We start from the raw sequence: 26033 nt of genomic DNA, 5'->3' as shown, positions 1-26033 counted from the left end.
AATTTTAACTATAATATAACACAATATGATAACGCTTACCTTATTATCCAAAACAAAAACCGCTTAAAATTAGCGGTTTTTGTTTTATATATAGAAAAATAGATATTTTATTTACATAACTTGTAAACCAGCTTGATTTAAGAAATTCCACGGTTTGTTATAATGTGGCTGGAAAAAGAAATCAACAAAGCCTAATTCATCTGTTGTCATTTTATTTTGAATTACTACAGATAATGTATTTATAGATTGAGTTACATCCACCTTAGACATAACCTGTGCCCCAACAATACGCTTTGTAGTTTCTTCATATACAACCTTTAATCTTATATCCTCATATGATGGCATAAATTCGGGACGATCATGCTCTAAGATTGTGATGCTTTTCACATTCATACCCATACGAAGTGCCATCGCTTCTGTCAAACCAGTTGTAGCGATATTTTGATCGTAAATCTTAATACCTGATGTTCCTTGAGTACCCATATAACGGATTGTTGGTTTTAGCAAATTTTTCGCAACTAACGTACCCATTCTTACTGCATTTGTTGCAAGTGGAATATATGCATGCTCACCTGTTGGATTATAATGAATTGCACAGCTATCTCCAGCTGCAAGTACATCTTTATGACTTGTGACCATATATTCATCAACTTTAATTGCGCCATTTTCAAGCATATCAATCTGTCCTTTGAATAAACCAGTGTTAGGTCTAAAACCGATACATAATATAACAAGATCAGCTTGATATGTTCCATTAGATGTTTCAACTGCTGTCACTTTATTTCCTTCTCCAACAAATTTTGTCACAGATTTTCCTAAAGCTAATTGAACTCCACGATTTCGAAAATCCTCTTCTACTATATTTGTAAAATCCTCATCCAAATATTTGCTTAGTATTCTTTCTTCACCATCAATAAGCGTAACATTTTTGCCACTCATTTCAAATGCTTCTACTAATTCAATCCCTATATATCCCGCTCCTACGACAACAATATTTTGTGCAGTTTTTGCTTTTTCAATAATTGTGTTCGCGTGATGAAAGTTTTTACACAATAAAACATTTTCCATAGTAATTCCCTCTATATTAGGAATTACTGGCCAAGATCCTGTTGTAATAACTAGTTTATCAAATGTATCCTCTACTAGTTTTTCTGTTTCAAGGTTTTTAGCAGTAATTGTTTTTGCTTCTATATTTACATCAACTACTTCATGCTTCATAAACATATTCACACCAAGATTGGTTAATTCCTCAGGAGTACAATAAAATAAACCATTTGGATCTTTCACAACGCCACCTACATGTAAGGCAATTCCACAAGATAAAAATGAAATATTATCATTCTTTTCATAAACATTTATATGTGCATCTGGGTACTGCTTCACCATATTAGAGATTGCAGCAGTCCCAGCATGTGTACATCCAATAACAGCAATTTTCATTTGTTTTTCCTCCTAGAATTGTTTCGTAATTTAGTTTGTTTGTGAACTATTTCACATAAGTTTGTGAAGATATTCACATTCACTTGATGACTTTATTATATTCCACCTTTTTGATAATTTCAATACTTATTTGTGAAGTTTTTCACAAATTGTGTTTTTGATAAGGTGTAATCCCCTTTTGATTGGGATTACACCTAGCATATACAAAACATATTTGCTGTTTTCGGTAATTTATTTGCTCTTTTTTCTGCTATATTTGCTAATTTCTATATTTATTTGCTGTTTTGATTCATTTATTTGCTGAAATCAGAAATATATTAGATTTTCGACAAATACGACACACCACACCTCATATTATTCTTCCTCACCATATTCAATCGTTAGTCCATCAACATGCTTCTTGTTCATCATTTTCTTCTTTTTACGAATATCCTTTGCATCAAAAACCTGATCTAAATCATATTCCTCAGGATATAACTCTTCACGATCAATAAATGGTTTTACCCTTTTATGATTTAGCTTTATTTTCTCCCCTTTAACAATGAGCTGTAACTCTCCTATTGAATTCGCACCAGCTTCCACAATTCCTTTTGATCGTAGATGTGGTATCCATATCGCATCACCAACTTTGAATGAAGATACTGCTGTAGATTCCTTCTGCTTTTCTTTTTTCTGTTGAGTCTTTTCTTTTACCGTAATTTCAGGTGTAATACCAATACCTTGTTTAGATCGTGGACTACCATATGAAATTCTCTTCGCACGGCTTATTATTTGTTCTGGCATTCCTAATTTCTCAGCAATTGAGAAGGCTTGACTTTCTCCACCTTTCCCAATAAGAAGCTTATAAAGGGGCTGTAATGTTTCAAGATCAAAATCCATTGAGCCATTTTGAAAACCAGGTGCCCTTTCTGCATATTCTTTAATCTCACTATAATGTGTCGTTGCAATCATTAATGCTTCAGAATTATATAAAGCCTCTAAAATTGCAATTGCCAAACCCATCCCCTCATTAGGATCTGTTCCTGAGCCTATTTCATCAAGAATCACAAGTGTATTTCTCCGTGATTGCTTCAGAATCGTCACCACATTTTGAATATGTGAAGAAAATGTACTTAATGAATGCTCAATACTTTGGTGATCACCTATATCTACAAAAATATCGTGTACTATAGTAAAAACACTGTCCCTACTTGCAGGAATGTGTAAGCCTGATTGAACCATCATCGCTAATAATCCTACCGTTTTGATTGTAACTGTTTTTCCACCTGTATTAGGACCTGTAATCACAAGTGCACGATAATCGATACCTAACGTCATTGTTAATGGAACAGCACTGTGACCTAACAAAGGATGTTTAGCATTCTTGATATCAAATCCTTCATTTTTGTTCACAATTACTTCATTTGCTTTCATGAATTTACTAAGCTTTGCTTTTGCAAAGATAAAATCATAAGAAACCATTCCCTCAACATTAATCTGTAGCTCTTTTGTATATGTTGCTGTTAAATCTGTTAAGTGGCCGAGAATTCTTTGTATTTCAAGCTCTTCCTCAATTTTTAAATAAGCTAATTCATCTTGAAGTTTGTTAAGATCATTTGGCTCCATATATACAGTTTGACCACTTGATGATGTATCAACAATTGTGCCTGGAAATTTTCGTTTAAATTCACTTTTTACCGAAACAGCGTATCTTCCATTTCTCACTGTAATCACTGCATCCTGTAAATAGCTTGATGAAGATTTCATTATTTGTGTTAGCTTAGTTTTCACCTTTTCTTCAATTGTTCCTATCTTGCTTCTCGTTTTCGTTAAAAATCTGCTTGCATAATCATCTATTGAATTGTTTCGAATGCAACGTGAAATCTCTTCTGTTAATTCATCTAGCTCATATAAAGAATATGCGTAAGAACTGATCGTTGGAGCATTGTATTCCTGCTTTAGCATAAATCGTTTTATTTTCTTTACACTATCTAAAAATGCACGTAAAAACTCAAATTGTTCTGGAGATGGGAGGTATCCTTTATCAACTAAAGTAATCATTTGCAAAACACCTTTTAAGGAATGAACAGGTATACTTGCAGACTTTTCAATAATTGTACATGCTTCTGTTGTTTCATTTAACTTCCTTTTTATTTTTACCTCATCTGTTAACGGTGTTACATTCAGTGCTCTTTGTTTTGCTTCATCACTCATCGCATAATCACTAAGCTGCTTTAATACTTTATTAAACTCTACACTTTCAATTGCTTTATTGTTCAATGTTTTAATCCTCCATTTTTAAAAAACTCACTTTTTTCATTACACACAAATAAACACATTTACTTCAACGCAAAAAGGTGATGAACATAGGCTGTTCATCACCTTTAAGATCTCTTATTTAGACATACTGCTCCAATTTCATAAATAGAAAAACGTACTTTTTGCATGTATGCGTTTTTGACATAAAAAAACGCACTTAAACAAAGTACGGATTTTCATACGAGCACTATGTAAGAGATCACAATTGTGTTGTACATAACCGTTTTGTTCTCAACCTTCTACATAAGACAAACTCAAATAAACCTTTACTAACAAAAGATTTTTAAAGTTGAATGATGTAGTTGAAGTATTTACTTCGATTAGTTAAGAACAGAAACCCTCACAAAACACATCTCCTAAAATTTGTTACTTTTAAATTAACATATACTCGTTTTAATTGTCAATATAGTTGAAAAGCGGAGTATGGAAAAATCACAGTCCATTTCTTATCTCTTCAACACTTTTTCCACCTAGAAACGCATGACCTGTTTTGAAATTTAAGATCGTTTCAAAGCCAGATTTTTTGTATACCTTTTCCACTCTTTCATTTATCGGTAAAACCCAAAATCGCTCGATCTGCTTTTGCTCAACTTCTTTTTGGATATAGTGGATAAGCTGTCCAACTAGTCCTTTACCACGATAGCTTTCGATTGTTGCAACACTTTCTAACCGAGCATCTTTGTTATGATAAAAAACACATGCCGTTGAACAAGCTACTCCATCGTATCTTAATAAATAATGGGTATAATTTGGGTTGCTAAATTCCTCTTCAAAGGCCTTTTCTCTAATAGAGCAACCAAATTCTTGAATTTGGCACTCAATATCAATTGCCTCTCGCTTATTCTCTAGTGTTACTTCTTCAATCGTGACATTCCCAATTTTCTCAATCTCAACTTTTTTATTCCAAAGCTGCACTGGATTAGAAAACTCTTCAAAGCCAAAGCCTCTTTGTTTCAATACTGTAATGAAATCTTCATTATTTTCATATTGTGAAAGATAAAATCTTGGAATAATGTTTCTTGCTTGATAAAAGGAAACAACTTCATCAACAATTTCATTGTAATTTCCAAGATATGAAGAGATATGAGCATGATTGGCATCATAATAATCCGGCTGGTTTTCATTTAAAAACAAATACCCCCAGCTTGTTTTTATTTTTGTTGAAAATGATGAAATGTAAGCAATATCCAATGCTTCTATATAGTGTTCATTCATGTACGGATTGCCTCCTTTAAAGCGCTTTTTCTCAATCATATCAGGTATTGAAGCATACTAGCTACTAAAATATATGAATCTTTTATTTTTCAAATCTGTAAAAATGGTATAATTTTAAACGTGCATCTAAGGGAGGAGAAATTATGTCTTATTTTCAACAAGTGATACAGCACAATATGGCTCCAATAAAAACAAAATTTTATTATGGTTGGATCATTGTTGCTCTATCAGCAATGGGGGTATTTTTTTCAGGACCTGGTCAAACCTATACGATTTCACTGTTTATAGATCAATATATAAAAGAATTTGGCTGGAGCAGGTCAACTGTTTCGTCTATTTATTCAGCAGCAACATTGCTAGCAGGTATCTTGTTATTTCTTGTTGGTCGATTAATTGATAAATACGGTCAACGAAAAATGGTTGTTATTATTGGAAGTATGCTTGCGCTTGCTTGCTTTTGGAACAGCTTTGTTTCAAATATGGTTATGTTGTTTATTGGGTTTTTCCTTATTCGATTATTTGGGCAAGGCTCCATGACATTACTACCAAACACATTAGTTCCACAATGGTTTATAAAATATCGTGGGCGTGCCTTTAGCTTTATGGCTATTGGTGGCTTTATTAGCTCAGCAGCTTTCCCTATTATAAACGCATGGTTAATTACAACATTTGATTGGCAAACAACTTGGACTGTGTGGGGAATTTTACTGCTCGTTATTTTTGTTCCAGTTGCTTATGTATTTACACGTAACAAACCAGAAGATATCGGATTACTTCCAGATGATGCGACTGTGTTGAAAAGAACTGGTCAGGAAGTTCAGGAAGATGAAACGATTTTAGAGGAAAACTGGACACTAAAAGAAGCGAGGAAAACAATTGCATTTTGGCTACTTCTTTTTATCGTAGCCATTCCTGCTTTAGTGAACACAGGATTAACCTTTCATTTAGTATCTATTCTTGGTGAAGGTGGAATAAAACCTGCTGTAGCTGCACTAATATTGAGCTTAATGGCAATTATAGGCTTCCCAATCACGTTTATTTCAGGATTTATTTTAGAAAGAGTTAAAGTAAATATATTATTAGCTATTGTGTTTATTGGTGAGATTTTCATGATTATCATTATCTTTTTTACAGATAGCATCCCTATGGCGATTTTATTTGGAGTTGTTTGGGGAATTACAGGGGGACTGGAACGCATAACACTAGCGATTGTTTGGCCTTCTTATTTCGGAAGAAAGCATATTGGTAGTATAAAGGGTGTTGCCATGACAATGATGGTCATTGGTTCAGCTTTTGGACCATTACCTTTCGGAGTAGCATTTGATATGTTCCATGGATATGAGGAAATTCTTTTAGCAACGTTAATTTTACCTGTTGCAGCTGCCATTGCTGCTATTTCAACGAAACAGCCTGTGAAAAGTGAGACATTGAGAAATTAAATCTAAGTAGAGCAATTTAGAAAAGACGTTCATTAATGGGAAATGAACGTCTTTTTCTTATATCAGAATTTTCTTTGTTACTATGCTTTCTTAACAAATTCAGATTTGAGCTTCATCTCACCAAACCCATCAATTTTGCAGTCAATATCATGATCTCCATCTACTAAACGAATATTTTTTACCTTCGTTCCAATTTTCACAACCAATGAAGTCCCCTTCACTTTAAGATCTTTCACGACTGTTACAGAATCACCATCAATTAATATATTTCCATTTGCATCTTTAATGATCTTCCCGTCATTTTGTTGGTTTTCTAGCTCTAACGTCCATTCGTGACTACATTCGGGACAAATCAGAAGACTTCCATCTTCGTATGTATATTGTGAATGACATTTAGGGCAATTCGGTAACTCTACCATATGTAGTTCCTCCAAGTGTTTTTCTCCCATTTATTATACTATAAGTGGAAAAGGTTGAAGGATTCATTACCTTATCATAGGAAACACTAGGTTTTCGGGCTAATTTTGCTCTTAATTTGGTTGGTATGTACACTTATTTGCGTACTTGATACAAAATCTACTACATGTGATAAGCGCTAGAAAATTTTATCTGCGATTTTTCAGATTTATCAGCGATTCTGGAAATTTATCGTCGATTCTGCGGATTTATCGTCGATTTTAGGAATTTATCTTCGATTAGACTTTTATCGACAAAATTCGATAATATTTCGAGCACCTTCAAATAATTACACTATCCTTCAAGACCCATTATAGCCCCAAAATATTGTTGTGCTGTTGTAAACGTGATAAATGCCGTTAACTCGCTTATTTCTTTGTCAGAAAAACACTCTCTTAAAATCTCAAATGTAGAATCTGAAATATGACCTTGTTGTTTTAAGAAAACTTCTGCAAAACCAACCGCAACCAACGCTTTTTCATCAAAAGATTTTGGATCTGGCTTTCCTTTTGCTTTACAGTATTCACAGCCATTTTGTTGTGCTAAAGTCCTTCTAACTTGTTCTTTTAATCCTGATGAAAGGTAACCATCTTGTTCTAATATGTTTCCTAAATTTGACCATGCTTCCATTACCATTTGATTATGACCTAATAGCTTTTGAAAAGGTGTTTTTCCTATGGCTGAGTTTTTAATTCTTGTCATCATTATCGCCTCCAATATACAATAATGATAAAATACTAATCTTTTGTTTCACATTAATTTTTAAATGTATTTTCAAATATTTCAATCTTAAACAAACAAAAAAAGGATGAATTCATAAAATATGAAAATAGATGAAATAGATAGAAAAATAATCGATCAATTACGCGAAAATAGTCGCTTGTCCATGAGTGAGCTTGGAAGAAGAATTAATCTGTCCTCTCCATCAGTAACGGAAAGGGTAAGGCAAATGGAGTCTTTTGGTATAATCAAGAAATACACCTTAGAAGTTGATTACGAGAAATTGGGTTACCCTGTTCAATGTATCATTGAGGCAACAGTAAAAAATGGTGATTATCAATCATTTAAAAAGGTAATAGAAGATCTTCATCATGTTGAGTTTTGCTATCGTATAGCTGGACAGGCCTGTTATATGTTGAAAATGCAGTTTGAAAGCTTTTCACAAGCTGAAGAGTTTATTAATTTCATTAATCCTTATGCTTCAACCGTCACACACTTCATCTTTTCACAAGTTGAAACGACCTTAACATTTGATTTATCTTAAAATTTGGCTATGTTAAAGGTTAATGTTGATTTTTAGCACATTGTTGATTGGAGGTGAATATATGAGACTCCTGCTTAGAGAAGCGTGTCAAAGGGAGACCCCACAGGCGCGCAGCTTACGAGGAGGCTCCCGGACCTAGGAAAAAAGGTACTTTTTTCCCGGGAAAGCGAATGCCTGTAACGGAAATCAACAACAAAGTTTAACAGAGCCTAAAATTTAAAGAGTATAGTCATTTAAAAGGCTGTGAACATTGTCATATAAAAAAACAGAATGCATTAGGAATAACCCCATGCATTCTGTTTGCTAATTGTATATTATTACAATGTTCCCCATCATATCAGAATTAAACTACATCAAAGCCCTGTTCCTCAATTTCTTCCTTGATTTGTTCTAGAGTTACTGTAGCTTCATGCTGAATAGCTACTGTACCACTTTCTAAAACCACGTTTACAGAAGCTACACCTTTTAGTTTGCTTACACTTCCCTCAATTGATCTCACACAATGCTGACAAGACATTCCTTCAACTTTTAATGTTACATTTTCCATTTTATTTCACCCTCACTTTTTCATTAATCTTTGTATGGTAACTAATAGTTCATCAACGATTTCTTCATCGCCCTCTTGAATTCGTTCTACTACACAAGAGCGTAAATGACCTTCAAGTAGCAATTTACCAACACTGTTTAACGCTGCCTGTGTTGCTGAAATTTGTGTAATCACGTCATCACAATACGTATCTTTTTCTATCAATGACTTAATACCTCGGATTTGCCCTTCAATTCGGTTTAATCTGGTTACAAGATTTTTTTTCACTTTTTCTGAATGATGACTACTTCTATGTTCACTATCTTCATGATTATGGCAACTTTGGTTATTTTCCTCCGAATTCACTAATATACCTCCTATGAACACTTTCTTTTATTCTAATATACCCCCTAGGACTATTCAAAGGAATATATATTTCATTTTTACATTATCTATAGGAAAAGAAGTTTTAAGAGGAGGAAACAATGAAACGTACAATTTTCGTATTATCCATTACTTTACTTGCAGGCTGCGGACAAATTACAGACTCTACAATTATTTCATCAGCAAAATCAACTGAACAACAAAATAACTCAGTTGAAGCTACTTATATAGGTCTGATTGATAACCACTCTATCGAAGTGATCATCGAAAATAAACCTTTAGCTCTGCAAATTAGTGAGAAACAAAAAAAGCAGCTAGAATTATTTGAAACAAATAAACCGCTTATGATTGAATATATTCATAATAAAGATACATCACAAAATATATTGATTTCCTTCAAAGAAAAAGGAGTCTGATAAAGTTATACTTATCAGACCCCTTCTAGCAAACACAAAGCATGAAGTTATTTTGTTTTTAATTGCTTGTCCAAATAAAATGTACCAAAAGGAATAAATGCTAATAATACAGCCCAGAATCCCCATAAGACAGACCAGCGTTTTTGAAATTTAACAAATGCAACCATAATCACATAAATGACAAAAAGGAACCCATGCATGCCCCCAACAATTGTTACAGCCATTGGAAAATCAAAAAAATACTTTAACGGCATCGCAATTAGTAATAATACAAGATAAGAAACTCCTTCTAAAATACCAGTAAATCTCAATAACCCAATTGATGAATGAAACATCTTTTCAACTCCAATTTTCAAAGCGTTCTCTCTTCATTATACAAGCTTTTAAAGAGATCATGACAATTAAGTTTGACAATTTCACAACACCCTCACTTAGGATAATTTCCCTTATCTTTTTCCATACTATAGGTGGAGGTGTAGCTGTGGAATTTTTGCATAAATATAAAGTTGAACATCATCAGGACGGAGCCACATTAATTTTATATGTATCTGATTTTGACACAGAATTTGCAACAGAATTAGGTACTGAAGTAACGAATACTCGTCAAGAAGAAATTAGTTCTTATGCACAACGTCGTTTTCCTAATCTAAAAATTAACACGATAAAGGTAGTTGCCGGTGGAATTATTGTATGTATGTTTTCATTTTCCGGAATATCTTCAAAAACAACAGCAAAAGCAGCTGAACCAGATATGACAGTTCATACTGCTTTAACTTATACAGTGAAAAGTGGGGACTCTTTAAGTGTTATAGCCAAAAGGTATAACATCACCACTAATGAGTTAACATCCTTCAATAAATTAACAACAAACACTATCAGAATTGGACAAGTGTTGCAATTACCATTAATAAAATACACTGTAAAATCTGGTGACTCTCTCTCAGTTATTGCTAAAGCTTATTCTGTTTCTATTGACAGACTAAAAGCTCAAAATAATATGAATTCAGATGTTATCTTTCCAGGACAAACATTATATGTTCCTACAAGCATTTCAAAACCATTGGAAGATACAGGTACTAATGCTACAATCTATACAATACAAGCGGGTGATTCCCTATCTGTTTTGGCAAAAAGGTTTGGTACAACTGTTGCTGCCATTAAATCAGAAAATAATTTGACTAAAGATTTCATTACTATTGGTCAAAAAATTAACATACCTCGCCAACAACATGTAGAATCTCAAAAGCAAACGGAAGCAGCTGACACCTTACCTGATCTATATACAGTTGTAAGTGGTGATAGCTTATCTGTTATTGCAAAAAAATTCAACACGACTGTTCAAGAACTCATGAACCTGAATTTATTAACAAACACCACGATTATTGTGGGACAAACCTTAAAGATATCAAATCCGACAACTAACGAGCCAAACACTGTTAACAATAATGTTTCAACTCCTACTACTTATACTGTTGTAGCAGGTGATACTCTTTCTGGAATTGCGAAACGCTACGGACTTACTGTAAGTTATTTAAAGGAAATAACTAATTTACATACGGATAATATTTTTCTTGGTCAAAAGCTACAACTAAAGGAACAGCAGTCGCAACAAACCTACACAGTAAAAAGTGGTGATTCACTTTCACAAATCGCTAAGAACTTTGGTGTAACTACATCTGATATTATGTCTTTGAACTCTTTAAAGTCAGAATTAATCTTTGTTGGGCAAACTTTACTGATAAAAGGAACAGTAAAGCCTGAAACTGGTGATCAAGCTATAGAAAAAGAAGAAAATACAGTTTCTTATCGCACCCACACTGTTGTTTCTGGGGATAATATATGGAATTTAAGTGTGAAATATGGTATTCCACAAGCCGAGCTTTTAAGAGCCAATAAATTAACAACATCAAGCAGGCTTTCAATCGGTCAAAAGCTCACCATTCCTGTTCATCAAATTGCTGTTCAAGAAACGGTTAGTGAGCGTCATGGGGAATATCTAGATTGGTGGACAGAAGCACAATATGTATTTCCTATTGGTAAAACTGTCACGATTACTGATTTTCAAACAGGAAAAAGCTTTAAAATTAAGCGAACAATTGGGGCAAACCATGCTGATTGTGAAACAGTTACAACTGCTGATACAACGATTGCAAAAGGCATTTGGGGTGGATTTAGTTGGTCTACTCGCCCAGTAATTGTTGAAGTTGATGGACGAAAAATCGCGGCCAGTATGTCTTTTGCTCCACATGATGTTGATTATATTAGTAACAACGGAATGACCGGACATTTTGATATTCATTTCAAAAATTCGACACGCCACAAAGACGGGCAAATTGATCCCTCTCATCAAGATAAGGTGAAAATTGCAGCCGGTCTAAAGTAATTTATCTAATAAGAAAAGAGGCACAACTAAGTGCCTCTTTATCATTTATTAATATCCATATCCATAGCCGTAACCTGGTGTACCTACTCCATATCCTCCAGCTGTATATCCACCAGCTCCAACTACGATTAACAAGATAAATAGTACAACAAGTAATGTGAATCCACCTGTATAACCAACTGCACCACTCATTAATTCTTCACCTCCAAGATGATCTACATTTATACTTTATGTAGTTCACCTAGAAAGTGATCTAGACGTTTGCCTAATCCTTTTTATTAGACTACTTCATAGAGAGACAATAGATCAAAGAGAAATGTAACTCATATCAATAAAATTCAACGACGTAACCTTATGTTTAGACTTTAAATTTATTGATTGTTTGCTCTAATTCAGAAACCGTACTTGAAAGTGCTGATGCTAAATTGCCTAGTTCGTCTGCAGCTGCTGATTGTTCTTCTGTTGTAGCCGTTACTTCCTCTGTTGTCGCTGAAGAATCCTCTGCAACATCAACCATTTCACCTATCGCACTTTCCACTTTATCTTTATTAAGATTAATCTTGCTTATTGATACTTCAACATGATTAATTTCGTCTATTATTGAGTTAGTACCTTCTAGAATATTTTCAAAAGCTTCTTGTGTATTATTAATAGAAGATGTTTGCTCTTTAAAGAGAGTGATCGTTGTTTTAACTAGCTCTACAGATTTTTTTGTTTGATTTAAAATGCTTGAGATAACTGTTTCAATTCTCAATGAAGACGTTTTAGTTTGATCTGCTAATTTACGAATTTCATCTGCAACAACAGCAAATCCTCGTCCTGCTGCTCCAGCTCTTGCAGCTTCAATGCTTGCATTTAATGAGAGTAAATTTGTTTCTTCACTTACATTTTTAATCATTTCAACAATTTCTTTTATTTGTGAAATCTCTTTGTTTAACGCATCCATTGTTGTATCAACTTGACCAATATTCGTACCCATTTCTTTATTTTTCTCTGTGAGTTCTTTAATCGTTTCAATCGATTGACTACTTACTTTTTTCGTTGTTTCCGTAAACTCTGAAACTTTCATCATATTATTGGAAACTTCGTTTATTTCACTTGATAGCTCTTTCATTTCTCGATTTGTTCTTTCTGAGTAATCAACCTGACTCACAGCACCCTTTGCAACGTCTTCAATAGCAGATGCAATTTGCTCTGAAGCTGATGCTGATTCAGAAGCAATACGTTTCAAATCATTTGCTCGATTAACAGCATAAGCTGAAACTCGTTTATTTTCATCGATCATTGCTCTAATATTATCGATCATTGTATTAAAGCTAGTTCCAAGCTGTCCAACTTCATTTTTATATAAATATTCTGCTCGATGAGTTAAATCACCTTCTTCAGCATGCTTCATAACTCCAACTAGCTCATGTATAGGTTTAATCATACTTTTTGCTAGGAATATACTTGCTACAAGTGCTAAGACAACAAATGCTAGAATAATGATGTAAACAAGATAAATAACATTTTGTATTTCTTTAAAAAGATAAGATTTTGATGTAGAAACAGCTACTTGCCAACCATTATCACTTTCATTTATAGAAGTAAGGTGATCTTGACTATCTTTAGCTGCGTCATATTTTGTTCCAATTAGTTTTTCTTGATTACTAGAAACAATCGTTCCATCTTCGTTTATAACCGATATTTCTCTACCAGAATTATCTTTACCTTCACTAAAAACCTTCTCAAAAATTGCCCGATCAGCAACAAGTATTAATGTTCCATTTTTCTCAATATCTCGGTATAAATATAGGAGTTCATTGTTATCATTGAAACCAGTAACCCATTGCGCAGATCTTGTAACTCCATCACCTTTTTTAGCAAGAACATCGGATATAAAGCTATCTATTTCGAGTGATTTCACATAGCTTTTTTCTCCAAAAATCTTATTCTCTTTATTTACAAAAAATAGAGCTTTTACATGCTCATTTGTGAAAGAAATACCAGACAAATACTCTGTGGCTGTTCGTTGTATATTGAAAGCTTCATATTCTGATAAACCATCATCACTTTTTAATTGTTCGATTAAATCTATATTAGTAAAAGGGACAAGAGATAAATTGTCAATTTCAGCTAATTTATAATTAACATTTTGTGTAACCTGAGTTCCAATTTCATCGTTCATTGTTGAAACTTTACTCTCAATCGTATTCTTAGAAACAAAATATACAACATTACCAATAATTACACTGGGAATAATTGTGAATAATAGCAGGAATATAATGATTCTTGATCTTAATGTCATGCCTTTAATGCTAGGAGGAAGTTTCAACATCATCTTTTTATCTTTTGGTTGTTTAGGCTTCCTTATAACTTTTTCTCTTTTTATGAATTTAGATTTGATCTTCATAACTCATCCCCCCACATATGTAATCAACGATCCATAATTCTTTGAAAATACTCTTTTAACACTCTTAAAGACAGTACATTTGTTTCAAAAATAAGTAATATTGTATTAATTTAGTAGTGTATTCGTTTACATTATACTATAATCAGACTATTTATTCTCCAATTTTTTTAAAAATATAAATCGCACATAGATATATTTACCTATAAAAAGATACTGTCTTTTGAAACTATTACTTTAATATAAAAAAATGACCATTGATTTTTAAGGATCAATGGTCATTTTCATCTGAAGTATTATACTGCTATTGTATCGTCTTGCTTCTCTATTTGTTGTCTTTGTTTTTTAGCTGTTCTAAAATGCAGTAATTCATATACAACAGGTATCACGACTAAGGTTAACATTGTGGCTACACTTAATCCACCAATAACAACTACTGCTAAACTAGCAGATACTAAATTACCAGTTTCCGCTTCTTTAAATAGCAATGGAAGCATTGCTGAAATTGTGGCAACGGCCGTCATAATAATTGGACGCATTCTTATTGATGCAGCTTCAACTACTGCCTCTCTAATAATCATTGTTTTTTCGTTTTGTTTTACTCGATCTAGAAGAACTATTGCATTTGTTACAACAATACCGATTAACATAAGAGCACCAAGCAATGCTGTAATGTCAACAGAAATACCACTTATCAGTATTCCTAAAATAGCGCCAATTGCTGCTAGTGGTAAAGAAAATAAGATCGCAATAGGTGCACGGATTGTTTTAAATGTAATAACCATAATTAGAAAGACAATTCCAATTGATGCTAGCATAGTCATAAACAAGTCATTAAAATCACTTTGTTGATCAGCACTTGCTCCACCAACTAAAACATCAATATTATCAGGAACCTTTATTCCCTTAACCTCTTGATCACCAAAGATTTTCTTGTTCACTTCTGCTGAAATGGCAGACAGGTTTTCTGGTTCAACATTAGCTGTAATTCTGACATATTGCTCTCCGTCTTTATGGAATGTACTAGTAGGCTCTTCTATTTGTTGTAGTTTTGCAACATCTGAAATTGTTGATAATCCATCAGCAGTCATGATCGGAACTTCTGAAAGTTCTTGCTTCGTTTCTGGGTTATAAATCGGCTCAAGCATCACCATTGTTTGTTGATCGTTCATTTCTATTAAACCCAATGGAGTCTTATTGAGCATAACTGAAGCTTGCTGGGCGATTTGATCTGCTTTAGCCATACTTGGATCAACAACAAATGAATAAACTGTTTTTGTTTCTTCTTGATTTGATGAAACCTTTTCCACTCCATCTACATCTTTGATTTCAGCTGTAATTGTTTCAGATACATTGATTAATTGTTCAATATCCTCGCCGATAACATCGATTGTGATAGATGTTCCACCACCACTCATCATCGTTGCTTCTGTAGCTTCTAATGTCGCATCTTTATATTCAGCTTTTTGCGAGTGAATTTTATCAACAAATCCTCCCATTTCAGCATCCTTTTTCAAAATAGCCATAATCATTGTTTTCGTAGGACTTTCAACAGAGCCAAATTTAGCTCCATCCTCTGTATTCCCCAACTGTACATAAACATGATCAAGCTCTTTTTGTTTAAGAATATAATCCTCTAATTTTAAAGATTCTTCCTTAACCTTTTCAATAGGTGTTTCATTTGGATATTCTAATGAAACAAGTACATAATCTGCTTTTGCTTTATCCACAGATCCTTTTGGCAGAACCACATATGCTCCAATTGATCCAGCTAATAAGAAGAAGGCTGTTAAAAGAACAACCCACTTATGATTCAAAGACCAAGTTAGGAAATTTGCGAATCCTTTTGATGGTTTGTGTTCTTTTATTTTGGCATTTTTCAGTAACCCCGCACTCATAATTGGAACGATGGTAATCGCAACAATTAATGACGCTAAAAGGGAGTACGTTATAGTCAAGGCAAAAGGAAGAAGGAAATCTTGCAAGCTTCCTTGAATTAAGCCCATCGGCAAAAATACAGCGACAGTTGTTAAAGTTGAGGATGTAATCGCCACACCAACCTCTTTTGTTGCATCAATAACCATTTTTATCGAAAACTTCTCAGTTTGTGCTCTTCTGAAAATATTTTCAATCACAACAATACTGTCATCTACAAGTCTCCCCACTGCAACTGCAACTCCACCAAGTGTTAAAACATTTAAGGTTACTCCTGATTGAGCAAGCAGAAATAAAGTAAATCCTAGTGATAATGGTATTGAAATAATCGTAATTAATGTTGAGCGAAGATTTCGTAGAAAGATCATAATAACAATTGTTGCAAATAAAGCACCAAGTAAAACTTCCTTAATCATACTGTGTACAGATGATTCAACCATATCTGCTGTAGCTAAAATTACTGTTGTTTCTAAATCATCATATTTCTTATTTATTTCTTTTGAAGCCTTTTTGACATCTTTACTAATTGTGACAGCATTTGAACTGCTATCTTTTGTGATCACAAAGATCAGTCCATCTTTACCATTTAATCTAGTTAAATTATTTTCTTGTTTTTGTATGTTGGTTTCTGCTACATCTTTAAGCGCCACTGTTGGAATTACTTCAGTTTCTTTAAGTTTCTCAAGTGTTGTGATATCACCAACTACTTTAATATTTGAGGCTTTGCCATCGATATCCTTTACTCCAACAGCAGTGGCATTTGTTTGTCCTTGAAGCAATGACATAATATGTTCAACAGAGGTTTGTTTTTCTGCCATTTTATCCTCATTTAACTTAACCGAAACATATGAGGGAATAACACCATTTGTTTGTATATCAGAAACTCCGTCGATGTTTTTAAAATAAGGAACAATTTCGTCTTCTGCATATTGTATTGTATTAGGATTAATTCCTTCATCAAATGTAAGAGCAACATATGAAACAGGAATCATCGATGTGTTTAACTGAACAATATTCGGTTTCATCACATTTGTTGGAAAAGGTACGTTTCCTAGAGCTTCTTCAATTTCCCGTTTTGCTTCTTTTTTTTCAACACCTGATTCAAAGTGAATATCAACTGATGAATACCCATCACCTGTTGTTGAGAATACATTCGTTATCCCACTTATTGAATCAACTGCTTTTTCAATAGGAGTTGTTACTTGCTTCTCCATCGATTTTGCATCCATTCCCTCTCCCATTGTGACAACAGAGATAAACGGTTGATCTGCAGATGGAAGAAACTCCATTGGTAACCTGAAATAACTCAAAACCCCCATAACTAAAATAATTAATGACATTAAAATGACTGCAGCCTTATTTTTAAAAGACCATTTTGTAATCCACGACATCTTCTTTTCTCCTTCCGATTTCTCGTTTTAGTTGATGAACCGTAACTCCTCCCTTATCATAGGAAAAAGTTGTCATATTTGGTTAGTTACTACAGTCATAATTTTAATCATTAAATGATCACTCGTTAAATGACTTGAGGTGTAAACTTCTCTAAGGCTTAAGACGTATTTGGTGGATTTTGGATAGTGTAGAGTTGCAAGTTTATTTATTTGGAAACAGTAGATAGGTGAGGGAGGAAGAAGATAAGAAAATTGGATAAAGAATCAGAGGCTGTGACATAATTAAGAAATCATCTATAAAAACGGATAAATCTAAAATGCTTATTCCTATTAATCAGTTAAGCTGGGAATACAAGTTCGTTCCATTGCGCTGCAGACACTCGCTTTCCACGGGGAGGAAGCTGAGCCTCCCTCGTAAGCTGCGCGCCTGTGGGGTCTCATCCTTTCCTCTACGTCCCGTAGGTGCCCTAGTGTCTTCCGCTCCATTCCACTAAGTTCTTTTAAAAAGTATCCGAAGTCAAAAAAACTATTGAAGATAGAAAATATAGACCCGAACTATCAGGCGATAGATAAAATATCACCTATTACCTAATAATTTTGGTTTATCATTAGCTTTGTTATGTCCGAGCCTCCTTCTAAAATGGCTTATCTGTTCTTTATTTTAAGGCTGGATCTTTTCTCAAGGCTGTTTTCCTATAGGTTTGTTGCTATCCTGACCATATTAATAGAATGTTGATATAATACGGTTTTGGGAGGCGTTCAGCTATGTGGTTAATAGGTTGTGTTCATTGCGGGAGTACATCTGTAAAGCGAAATGGTAAATACCGTCTGGAGCAAATGTTTATTTCAGCCTGCCAAAAATCAAATAAAACAACGGTTATATCATTGCGAGCAATATAAAAAGAACCACCTAAAGATGGTCCTATAAACAAGTGGAATGGTAGGTTTTCATTATCCCATAAAAGATTAATTACTTAGAAACAAAGTATGCCTAAGATTTTCGACCAATTTTAAAGCCATTATCGATTGATTCAAAGCCGATCTTCGGATAGTATTCCATTGCTTCTTCTGATGCTAGTAGGATTAATGCTACTTTCTCACCTAATTCTTCTTTTAATAAAGCCACAAGCTTCTTACCAATCCCTTTACCTTGGTACTCTCTATTAATCGCTAAGTCTGATAAATAACAGCAATAGTGGTAATCAGTAATAGCTCTAGCTACGCCAACTACTTTACCTTCTTCTCTAGCTGTAATGATAATATCAGCATGCTCAATCATTTTTTCTAATCTTGGTAAATCTTCAACAGGTCGTGTAATGCCAGATAATTTAAAAACCTCAGCTAATTCTACAGCATCTAGCTCATCATTTACCTTGTATGTAATCATGGTTTTAACTCCTATTCAAATATATTTGTTAATATTTTCTATATAACTTTAATAATAAAAAAAGCCAGCACTTTAGTAAAGATAATTTATCATTTACTATCGTGCTGACTGAAATTAATTTTCTTCAAGTACTCGTATAAACTCTCTCATATAATCAGGTAGATCTGGTGGACGTCTACTTGAAATAAGATGACCATCAACAACAACAGCTTCATCTAACCATGTTGCTCCTGCATTTTCCATATCATCTTTAATACCTGGTGTACTTGTCACTGTTTTACCTTCTAGAATTTTGGCAGAAATCAGTACCCAGCCTGCATGACATATTTGTCCAATAGGCTTTTTGTTTTCTTCCATATATTGAACGATATCAATCACTTCTTTAAAACGACGAAGTTTGTCTGGAGCCCATCCTCCTGGAACTAATAAAGCATCATAATCACTTGCTTTTACATCCTGAAAAGCAAAGTCCGAAGTAGCAGGAACTCCATACTTCCCTTTATATGTAAATGATGCGTCTTCTCCAGCTAAATCAACAATCGCACCTTCTTCACGCAATCTGTGAATGGGATACCACAGCTCTAAATCCTCAAAATCCTCATGAACAAAGCTTAATACCTTTTTTCCAGATAATCTCATGCTTTCAGCCTCCTTATCTTATTATTCACCTTACCTAATCTTGCTTTAGAATACAAATGATATACCTATTAGGTAAGTCACAAAATATAAGAAACTATATTCATTCGTTTACCATCGATGCTACTATAATTTATTTAATGCAGCTTATTAGTCTTCTAAATCAACTAATAATCTTGCTGTATGCTGATCTGTAATTAACACATTGGCATATTTACCTTTTAACGCTCCATAGATTGCATCAAACTTTTTAGGGCCACCTGCAACTAGAATTGATTTTTCTTTTTTCGCTAATTCATGAAGCTCTATTCCGATTGTGCGACTATTCAAGCTCTCTACACAAACTTCACCATTTTTATCAAAAAACCTCGAGCATATTTCTCCAACGGCCTTTGACTGAATTTGATGTTGATCTTCACTTGAGAGGTATTCCGCTTGCAATAAAACTGAATCAACAACAGGAGTTCCCACACTAAAGATCGCAATATTCGCTTTTTTACCTAAATCAAGTATTTTATGAATATGTCGGTCTGCTTCAATCGCTTGCTTCACAACGATATGATCAACAATGGCTGGCAGTGGCAACATAAATGTTTGGGTATTAAATGCTTCACCAAAAAGGTGGATAATTTCAGATGCATATGTTTTTGATTCTGAATGACTAACTCCCCCATTAAGCTGCACAATTGTTGTTTGACTCAATGGTTTTGGTTGTAGTCTTTTCGCAATTTCATGAACAGTTGTTCCCCATGAAGTTGCAATGATTTCTGAATCTTTTACAATTCTATTAATGTAGTTTGCCGCAACTTCTCCAAGATGGCGTTTTATTAATGTATTGTCATACTCTGAAACAGGTGTAACGATCACTTCTTTAAGATCAAATTTATTCCTTAATCTATCTGTTAATAATTCTCCAGCTTCAACTGGATTATGAATTGTAATTTCAACAATGCCCGAATCCTTTGCAACTTTTAATAATCTTGAAACAGTTGGTCTTGATACATCTAGTTTTTTTGCGATTTCCTGCTGACTGTAATCTAATTGATAATAAAGCTTAGCAGCTTCAATAATTTTATTTAATTTTTCTCTTTCCATTACGCAGCACCTATTTTTATTAGTATTAACACACAGTTAATTGCTTGTTAAGTAGCTTTCCCTTAGTTATCTCCTTAAACAGCACTCAATTAAAAGAGAGAGGCTGACATATTTTACATCACGTCAGCCTCATTATCAGGAAAGTTATAAAATTATTTTTCTTTTATTAGATATCTTAACTTATCCTTGGATAAGCTTTTTCACACGTGCAACAACATTTTCAACTGTGAAACCATACTCAGCTAAAATACGTTGTTCTGGAGCTGAAGCACCGAATGTATTGATAGCTAGGATGTCTCCTTCGTCTCCTGTGTAACGATCCCAACCAAGTGGAGATGCCATTTCAATAGCTAAACGTTTCTTCACTTCTTTAGGTAAAACAGAGCGCTTGTATTCTTCACTTTGTGCTTCAAAGCGATTCCACGCTGGCATACTTACAACAGCTGCGTCAATTCCTTCTTGAGATAATGCTTGTTGAGCTTCAACTGCTAAACCAACTTCAGAACCAGAAGCTAATAAAAGAACATCAGCTGTTTCTTTTGATGCTGGCGAGATGACATATGCGCCTTTTTTAACACCTTCATAAGCAGTATCTTTCGTGTTTTTGATTGTTTTTAAGTTTTGACGTGTTAAAACAAGAGCTGTTGGTGTTGCTGTTGATTCAATTGCTGATTTCCAAGCTGCAGCTGTTTCATTTCCATCTGCTGGACGAACAACTGATAAGTTAGGCATTGCACGTAATGATGGTAATTGTTCGATTGGTTCATGAGTAGGACCATCTTCACCAACTGCAATACTATCATGTGTGAATACATATGTTACAGGAAGATTCATTAATGCCGCTAGACGAATCGCTGGGCGTAAGTAATCTGAGAATACAAAGAATGTACCAGCAAATGCATGTAATCCACCATGTAATGCCATACCGTTTAATGCAGCACCCATTGCAAATTCACGTACGCCGAACCAAATATTACGTCCACCATAATTATCACTAGTGAAATCTCCTGCATCACTAATTGTTGTTTTGTTAGATCCTGCTAAGTCAGCTGAACCACCAAAGAATGAAGGTAGGTTTTTCGCAATTCCGTTTAATACTTCACCAGATGATGCACGTGAAGCAAGGCTACTTCCTTCTTCGTAAACAGGAATATCTTTATCCCATCCTTCTGGAAACTCTCCACTTACTGCATGTTTGAATTGTGTTGCTAACTCAGGGAATTCTTTTCCGTAAGCTTCAACTAATTCATTCCATTCTTTTTCTTTATTTGCTCCTGCTTCTTTTACCGTTTTATTAAAGTGATCATACACTTCAGAAGGTACATGGAAATCTTCTTCAAATGTCCAATTGTAAGCTTCTTTCGTTAACTTAATTTCTGTTTCACCAAGTGGAGAACCATGTGAAGCTGATTTACCAGATTTATTAGGTGAACCAAATCCAATTGTTGTTTTCACTTCAATTAATGTTGGACGCTCAAGGTCTAATTTCGCTTGTTCAATTGCATTTGAAATTTCGTTCAAGTCATTTCCATCTTCAACACGAATAACTTGCCAACCTTGTGCAATGAAACGTTGCTCAACATTTTCTGAGAATGAACGATCTAAATCACCATCTAATGAAATGTCATTTGAATCATAAAGAACAACTAAACGACCTAATTTTAAGTGTGCTGCTAAAGATGCAGATTCTGATGAAATACCTTCCATTAAGTCTCCATCACCACAGATTGCATATGTAAAGTGGTCAACAACATCGTATGATGGTTTATTGTATGTTTCTGCTAAGTGACGCTCTGCCATTGCCATACCTACTGCCATTCCAATACCTTGTCCAAGTGGACCTGTTGTTGCATCAACACCTGCAGTATGACCGTATTCAGGGTGTCCAGGAGTTTTGCTACCCCATTGTCTGAACTCTTTTAAATCATCTATAGATAAGTCATAGCCTGTTAAGTGAAGTAAGCTATAAAGAAGCATTGATCCATGTCCTGCTGAAAGAACAAAACGATCACGGTTAAACCAGCTTGGGTTTGATGGGTTCACATTCATATATTTCGTCCAAAGCGTATATGCCATTGGAGCAGCACCCATTGGCATACCAGGATGTCCTGAATTAGCCTTTTCAATTGCATCGATAGAAAGTGTACGAATTGTCTCAATAGATAATTTGTCTGTTTTTGTCATTTCACTCATTTGTTAATCCCTCCAAAATATATTCATCTTTACATTATAACCTAATCCTACTACTTGATCATAGAAACCTTACTTAAATACGACTTTATTATCTTGAATAAGCAATTGACCAGTAGGTTTATTTGCTTTACACCATTTGACAACTGCTGTTTTCAATTGATTAGCTAATAATCGATCCTGAGCAGTTGGATATGGTCCTCCACACTGGGAATCATCAATGACAACAATCTTCCAATCTAAATCAAAATTACTGAAATATTGTTCAAAAGATGTAAGATCAATAGAATGATCCATCATAAAGAATGTATATCCATCTTCATTATCTTCTTTTTGTTTGATGTGATTATGTAATCGATCAAGCTCCTGGGGGCTTACACCTGTGACAACCTCTGCTCCAACTGCACCAGCAGCATCAAACAGCAGTCTTGATTGTTGATTACCAGGTATTTGTACATTGAATAAACGTACTTTACCATAAGATAAAGAACTAGCCGTATCTCTTACACTTTCAACACTGTTAACAATCGAATTTAATGCAGTATCATAACCTAAAGTAAACTGTGAGTTCTCTACAGTATTGTAAATACTAACAGGAACTTGTAAAACGTTCACCGAGGTTTCTTGTTCTTGAGTGTTACTAACCCCTAATAAAATAACCTGATCTAGCTCTTGTAATTCATCACTTAGTAAAAAGGATTTTTCATCCCATATTTTTCGTGGAAAGGCATTACATAAGCTATAGGTAGTTGTTAGTGTTTTTTGACTCATTTTATTTAATTCTCTTAGTTGTAGTTCTTTTGAAGTATGATTCCATTCAATAGCATATACAGTTGTTTCCTCACTTGAAAGATCTTCAATAAGGGTACGAACGATTTGAGCTGTACCTTCTAAAGCACAACCAAAATGAACCACACCTATTTTCATTTACGTTACCCCTCTTTTAAGAAATTTTGTTCATACTATATTGAACATTTGTTACATGAAGAGTATAACATGAAAACAATAGAAAGATAAATAGATATAATCATTAAATTTTTAGATATTTTCTACACTTGAAGACAAAACGTGATGAACATTGGTACATGGCAGAATTTATATTATTATGAGATTTTTTGTAACATTTAATGTAAACCCTTTCAAAAGATCTGTCTATTCCCTTATCTTAACTTGATTGTTACATTAGCTTTTAAATTACCTAGTTACAAAAAAATCGATCAGTACTCACCTGATCGATTTTTTTGTTCATATGGAAGCCTAATGATGAATGAAGTATATTGGGGATCTGATTGACATTCTATTGAGCCATTATGTTTTTCAATTATGGTTTTACATACATACAATCCGATTCCAGTTCCTAAGCTTTTTGTTGTATAAAATGGTTCAAAAATTGTACTCTGCATTTCGTGGGGAATTTGTGGTCCGTTATTTGTTATCGTAAATGTGATATCCTCATTATTACATTCACATAGAATCGTTAATTTTCGGTCATTGTGATCATTCTCTTTCACTGCATCAATTGAATTTAAAATAATATTAACGAGTACCTGCTTTAACTCCTCTTTTTTTGCATAAATTACACAATCATGATTCACGGAGGTTTGCAGGTCAACATCACCATCTACTATACTTGAGTATAAAAAGGAAGTAATTTCAGTAAATAATTCAGACAACAGTATCATTTCTTTAGGTTTATCAACAATTTCCAATCTCGCAGCATGTAGAAATTGGGTAATTCTAAATTTTAATTGATCGAGTTCATGCTCGATTGTGTCCATATATTTAAGAGAAGGATGTTCATCTTTTAAAAGCTTCATAAAACCTATTACAGCTGTTAGAGGATTTCTAAATTCATGAACAAAGCTTGAGGACATTTGACCTAGAAGTGATAAACGATCTTTGTGTGATTGGTTGATGAATAGAACTTTTTCCTTTAACTCATTATCTTTTAATTCAGTATAACGAGTAACTGTATGAAAGCAAAATCGATCAAAGTCTTGATTGATCCGATCGATAATTGGATGTAAATCTGCAATTGAAACACCGGATTTGTTAATGAATTTAATAACAGTACTTCTGCCAACATTTACGTTATAAACATACTCTCCTATATTAACATCCGTAATAACACGTTCATGTGCTACCTTATAAGCAAGCTCTTGGATGTCTCGTTCACAGATTTCGCCTAATAATGATCTTTTTACTAATAGAAACATTTGAAATCCATTATCCTTAATACTTCCCTTATACATGTCATGCTCATGAATAATAATACTCTCTTGCCATACTTCCAATATTTCATCCTGTGTTTTTTCTAGATACAGAGTTAGCTTTTCTTCTAGTGAGATAATGACCGAAGAATCGTGGTTCAAATAGTTCACCTCTTTTTTCATTATTTAGATGATATCTATACTCTTTAGACAAAAAGTATGAAAAACCTTCTTATTTCGCGAATTTATTTGTTTTAGTTTCAATGGACAGGTCACTCCATAAAAAAGTGTTAATCCCTCATGATCAGGATTAACACTACTTGTCTAGCAAACCATATTTTTTCCGAAAACGCTGTAAAATCTTTAACCAGCTGTCTGCAAAAATAATCAAGAAAAAAACATTAGAAAATGCATGTGCTAAATCAAAATATAAGCTGGCACTATATCTAGCTATTATCGCAGTAATTGTTATACTTTCATCTAAGCTAACAAAATACCATAAATTCATGACCCATCCAAATAAGATACCTGTTATAAATCCAAAAATAACTTTTCCGACTTTATGTTTCATCATCCATGTATTTCTTAATAAACCTGCACTTAATCCAATCATCCCCCAAGCATACATTTGCCAAGGTGTCCAAGGTCCCTGCCCTAAAAATAAATTAGATACTAATGCAGCAAGTGCACCAACAACAAACCCACTTTCTGCACCAAAAGCAAGTGCTGCGACAATAATAACAAAGGTTGTTGGTTGAACACTTGGGATGGAAGCAAAGGGTACTCTACTAACAGCTGCAATCGCTGCTAATACAGCTAATAAAACAAGCTCTCTTCCAGCAACCTTTCTTCGTTCAAACCGAATAATAAAAGGAACAAAGCTCAGCAACATGATGATTATGCTAAATGGAAGAAAGTACTTATCAGCTAAAAGAGGTGTTGTCAAAATAGTGATACTAATCAATAAAAACATTGCTAT

22 protein-coding genes are annotated in these 26033 nt (G+C 34.0%); 4 read left to right on the top strand and 18 right to left on the bottom strand.

Translation table 11 applies throughout. From position 1 onward, the window contains the following. Positions 1-111: 111 nt before the first annotated feature. From FS935_RS09595 to FS935_RS09585, 3 genes are all read right to left on the bottom strand, one after another. Positions 112-1440: an FAD-dependent oxidoreductase gene (locus tag FS935_RS09595; RefSeq protein WP_146947935.1), complete on the bottom strand. Its 1329-nt coding sequence runs from the start codon at positions 1438-1440 to the stop codon at positions 112-114. A gap of 354 nt (positions 1441-1794) precedes the next feature. Then, positions 1795-3699, bottom strand: coding sequence for an endonuclease MutS2 (locus tag FS935_RS09590; RefSeq protein WP_146947933.1), 1905 nt, complete (start codon positions 3697-3699; stop codon positions 1795-1797). 471 nt (positions 3700-4170) lie between these two features. Then, complete coding sequence (locus tag FS935_RS09585; protein WP_146947931.1) at positions 4171-4953, bottom strand: GNAT family N-acetyltransferase; 783 nt, start codon at positions 4951-4953, stop codon at positions 4171-4173. A 143-nt stretch (positions 4954-5096) separates the two neighbouring features. On the opposite strand from FS935_RS09585, the gene FS935_RS09580 reads away from it, so the two are divergent. Then, complete coding sequence (locus FS935_RS09580; protein ID WP_146947929.1) at positions 5097-6392, top strand: MFS transporter; 1296 nt, start codon at positions 5097-5099, stop codon at positions 6390-6392. Positions 6393-6472: 80 nt separating this feature from the next. On the opposite strand, the gene FS935_RS09575 is transcribed toward FS935_RS09580, so the two are convergent. After that, a complete protein-coding gene (locus tag FS935_RS09575) occupies positions 6473-6811 on the bottom strand; it encodes a zinc ribbon domain-containing protein YjdM (protein WP_146947927.1) in 339 nt (112 codons plus the stop codon). Positions 6812-7142: 331 nt separating this feature from the next. After that, positions 7143-7550: a carboxymuconolactone decarboxylase family protein gene (locus FS935_RS09570; RefSeq protein WP_146947925.1), complete on the bottom strand. Its 408-nt coding sequence runs from the start codon at positions 7548-7550 to the stop codon at positions 7143-7145. 121 nt (positions 7551-7671) lie between these two features. Here FS935_RS09570 and FS935_RS09565 point away from each other — a divergent pair, with 121 nt between their 5' ends. Continuing rightward, positions 7672-8112, top strand: a complete 441-nt coding sequence (locus FS935_RS09565) for an Lrp/AsnC family transcriptional regulator (protein ID WP_146947923.1) — start codon at positions 7672-7674, stop codon at positions 8110-8112. 343 nt (positions 8113-8455) lie between these two features. On the opposite strand, the gene copZ is transcribed toward FS935_RS09565, so the two are convergent. Further along, the gene (copZ, locus tag FS935_RS09560; RefSeq protein WP_146947921.1) at positions 8456-8659 is read right to left on the bottom strand and encodes a copper chaperone CopZ; all 204 of its coding nucleotides are present in this window, start codon (positions 8657-8659) and stop codon (positions 8456-8458) included. A 12-nt stretch (positions 8660-8671) separates the two neighbouring features. Continuing rightward, positions 8672-9004 (bottom strand): metal-sensitive transcriptional regulator, encoded by a 333-nt coding sequence (locus FS935_RS09555; RefSeq protein WP_193559358.1) that lies wholly within the window; start codon positions 9002-9004, stop codon positions 8672-8674. Positions 9005-9123: 119 nt separating this feature from the next. Between FS935_RS09555 and FS935_RS09550 the strand changes: the two genes are divergently transcribed. After that, positions 9124-9438, top strand: coding sequence for a LytA/YqiH family protein (locus FS935_RS09550; protein WP_146947919.1), 315 nt, complete (start codon positions 9124-9126; stop codon positions 9436-9438). A 47-nt stretch (positions 9439-9485) separates the two neighbouring features. On the opposite strand, the gene FS935_RS09545 is transcribed toward FS935_RS09550, so the two are convergent. After that, positions 9486-9773, bottom strand: a complete 288-nt coding sequence (locus tag FS935_RS09545; RefSeq protein ID WP_146947917.1) for a DUF3817 domain-containing protein — start codon at positions 9771-9773, stop codon at positions 9486-9488. A 146-nt stretch (positions 9774-9919) separates the two neighbouring features. On the opposite strand from FS935_RS09545, the gene FS935_RS09540 reads away from it, so the two are divergent. Continuing rightward, entirely contained in the window at positions 9920-11821 is a 1902-nt protein-coding gene (locus FS935_RS09540; RefSeq protein WP_158638581.1) for a LysM peptidoglycan-binding domain-containing protein, read from the top strand. A gap of 48 nt (positions 11822-11869) precedes the next feature. On the opposite strand, the gene FS935_RS09535 is transcribed toward FS935_RS09540, so the two are convergent. The 10 genes from FS935_RS09535 to FS935_RS09490 all read right to left on the bottom strand — a co-directional run bounded on the left by FS935_RS09535 (position 11870) and on the right by FS935_RS09490 (position 26027). Beyond that, complete coding sequence (locus tag FS935_RS09535; protein WP_146947914.1) at positions 11870-12013, bottom strand: YjcZ family sporulation protein; 144 nt, start codon at positions 12011-12013, stop codon at positions 11870-11872. Between the two features lie 166 nt (positions 12014-12179). Beyond that, positions 12180-14213 (bottom strand): methyl-accepting chemotaxis protein, encoded by a 2034-nt coding sequence (locus FS935_RS09530; RefSeq protein WP_146947912.1) that lies wholly within the window; start codon positions 14211-14213, stop codon positions 12180-12182. 293 nt (positions 14214-14506) lie between these two features. Continuing rightward, complete coding sequence (locus FS935_RS09525; protein ID WP_146947910.1) at positions 14507-17536, bottom strand: efflux RND transporter permease subunit; 3030 nt, start codon at positions 17534-17536, stop codon at positions 14507-14509. 991 nt (positions 17537-18527) lie between these two features. After that, positions 18528-18923, bottom strand: coding sequence for a GNAT family N-acetyltransferase (locus tag FS935_RS09520; protein ID WP_146947908.1), 396 nt, complete (start codon positions 18921-18923; stop codon positions 18528-18530). Between the two features lie 114 nt (positions 18924-19037). Continuing rightward, entirely contained in the window at positions 19038-19562 is a 525-nt protein-coding gene (locus FS935_RS09515) for a type 1 glutamine amidotransferase domain-containing protein (protein WP_146947906.1), read from the bottom strand. A gap of 147 nt (positions 19563-19709) precedes the next feature. Continuing rightward, positions 19710-20654 carry a DNA-binding transcriptional repressor DeoR gene (gene deoR / locus FS935_RS09510; RefSeq protein WP_146947904.1) on the bottom strand — a complete coding sequence of 315 codons (945 nt, stop codon included), beginning with the start codon at positions 20652-20654 and terminating at the stop codon, positions 19710-19712. A gap of 180 nt (positions 20655-20834) precedes the next feature. Then, complete coding sequence (gene tkt, locus FS935_RS09505; protein ID WP_146948433.1) at positions 20835-22838, bottom strand: transketolase; 2004 nt, start codon at positions 22836-22838, stop codon at positions 20835-20837. Between the two features lie 78 nt (positions 22839-22916). Then, a complete protein-coding gene (locus FS935_RS09500; protein WP_146947902.1) occupies positions 22917-23771 on the bottom strand; it encodes a 6-phosphofructokinase in 855 nt (284 codons plus the stop codon). A 290-nt stretch (positions 23772-24061) separates the two neighbouring features. Next, positions 24062-25216 (bottom strand): histidine kinase N-terminal domain-containing protein, encoded by a 1155-nt coding sequence (locus FS935_RS09495; RefSeq protein ID WP_240050873.1) that lies wholly within the window; start codon positions 25214-25216, stop codon positions 24062-24064. 154 nt (positions 25217-25370) lie between these two features. After that, a complete protein-coding gene (locus FS935_RS09490) occupies positions 25371-26027 on the bottom strand; it encodes an ECF transporter S component (protein WP_439116635.1) in 657 nt (218 codons plus the stop codon). Positions 26028-26033 lie beyond the last annotated feature (6 nt).

This window comes from Metabacillus litoralis (genome assembly GCF_007994985.1).
GTDB lineage: Bacteria > Bacillota > Bacilli > Bacillales > Bacillaceae > Metabacillus > Metabacillus litoralis.
Note: the sequence above shows the minus strand (reverse complement) of the source record. Positions and strands in the feature narration are given on the sequence as shown.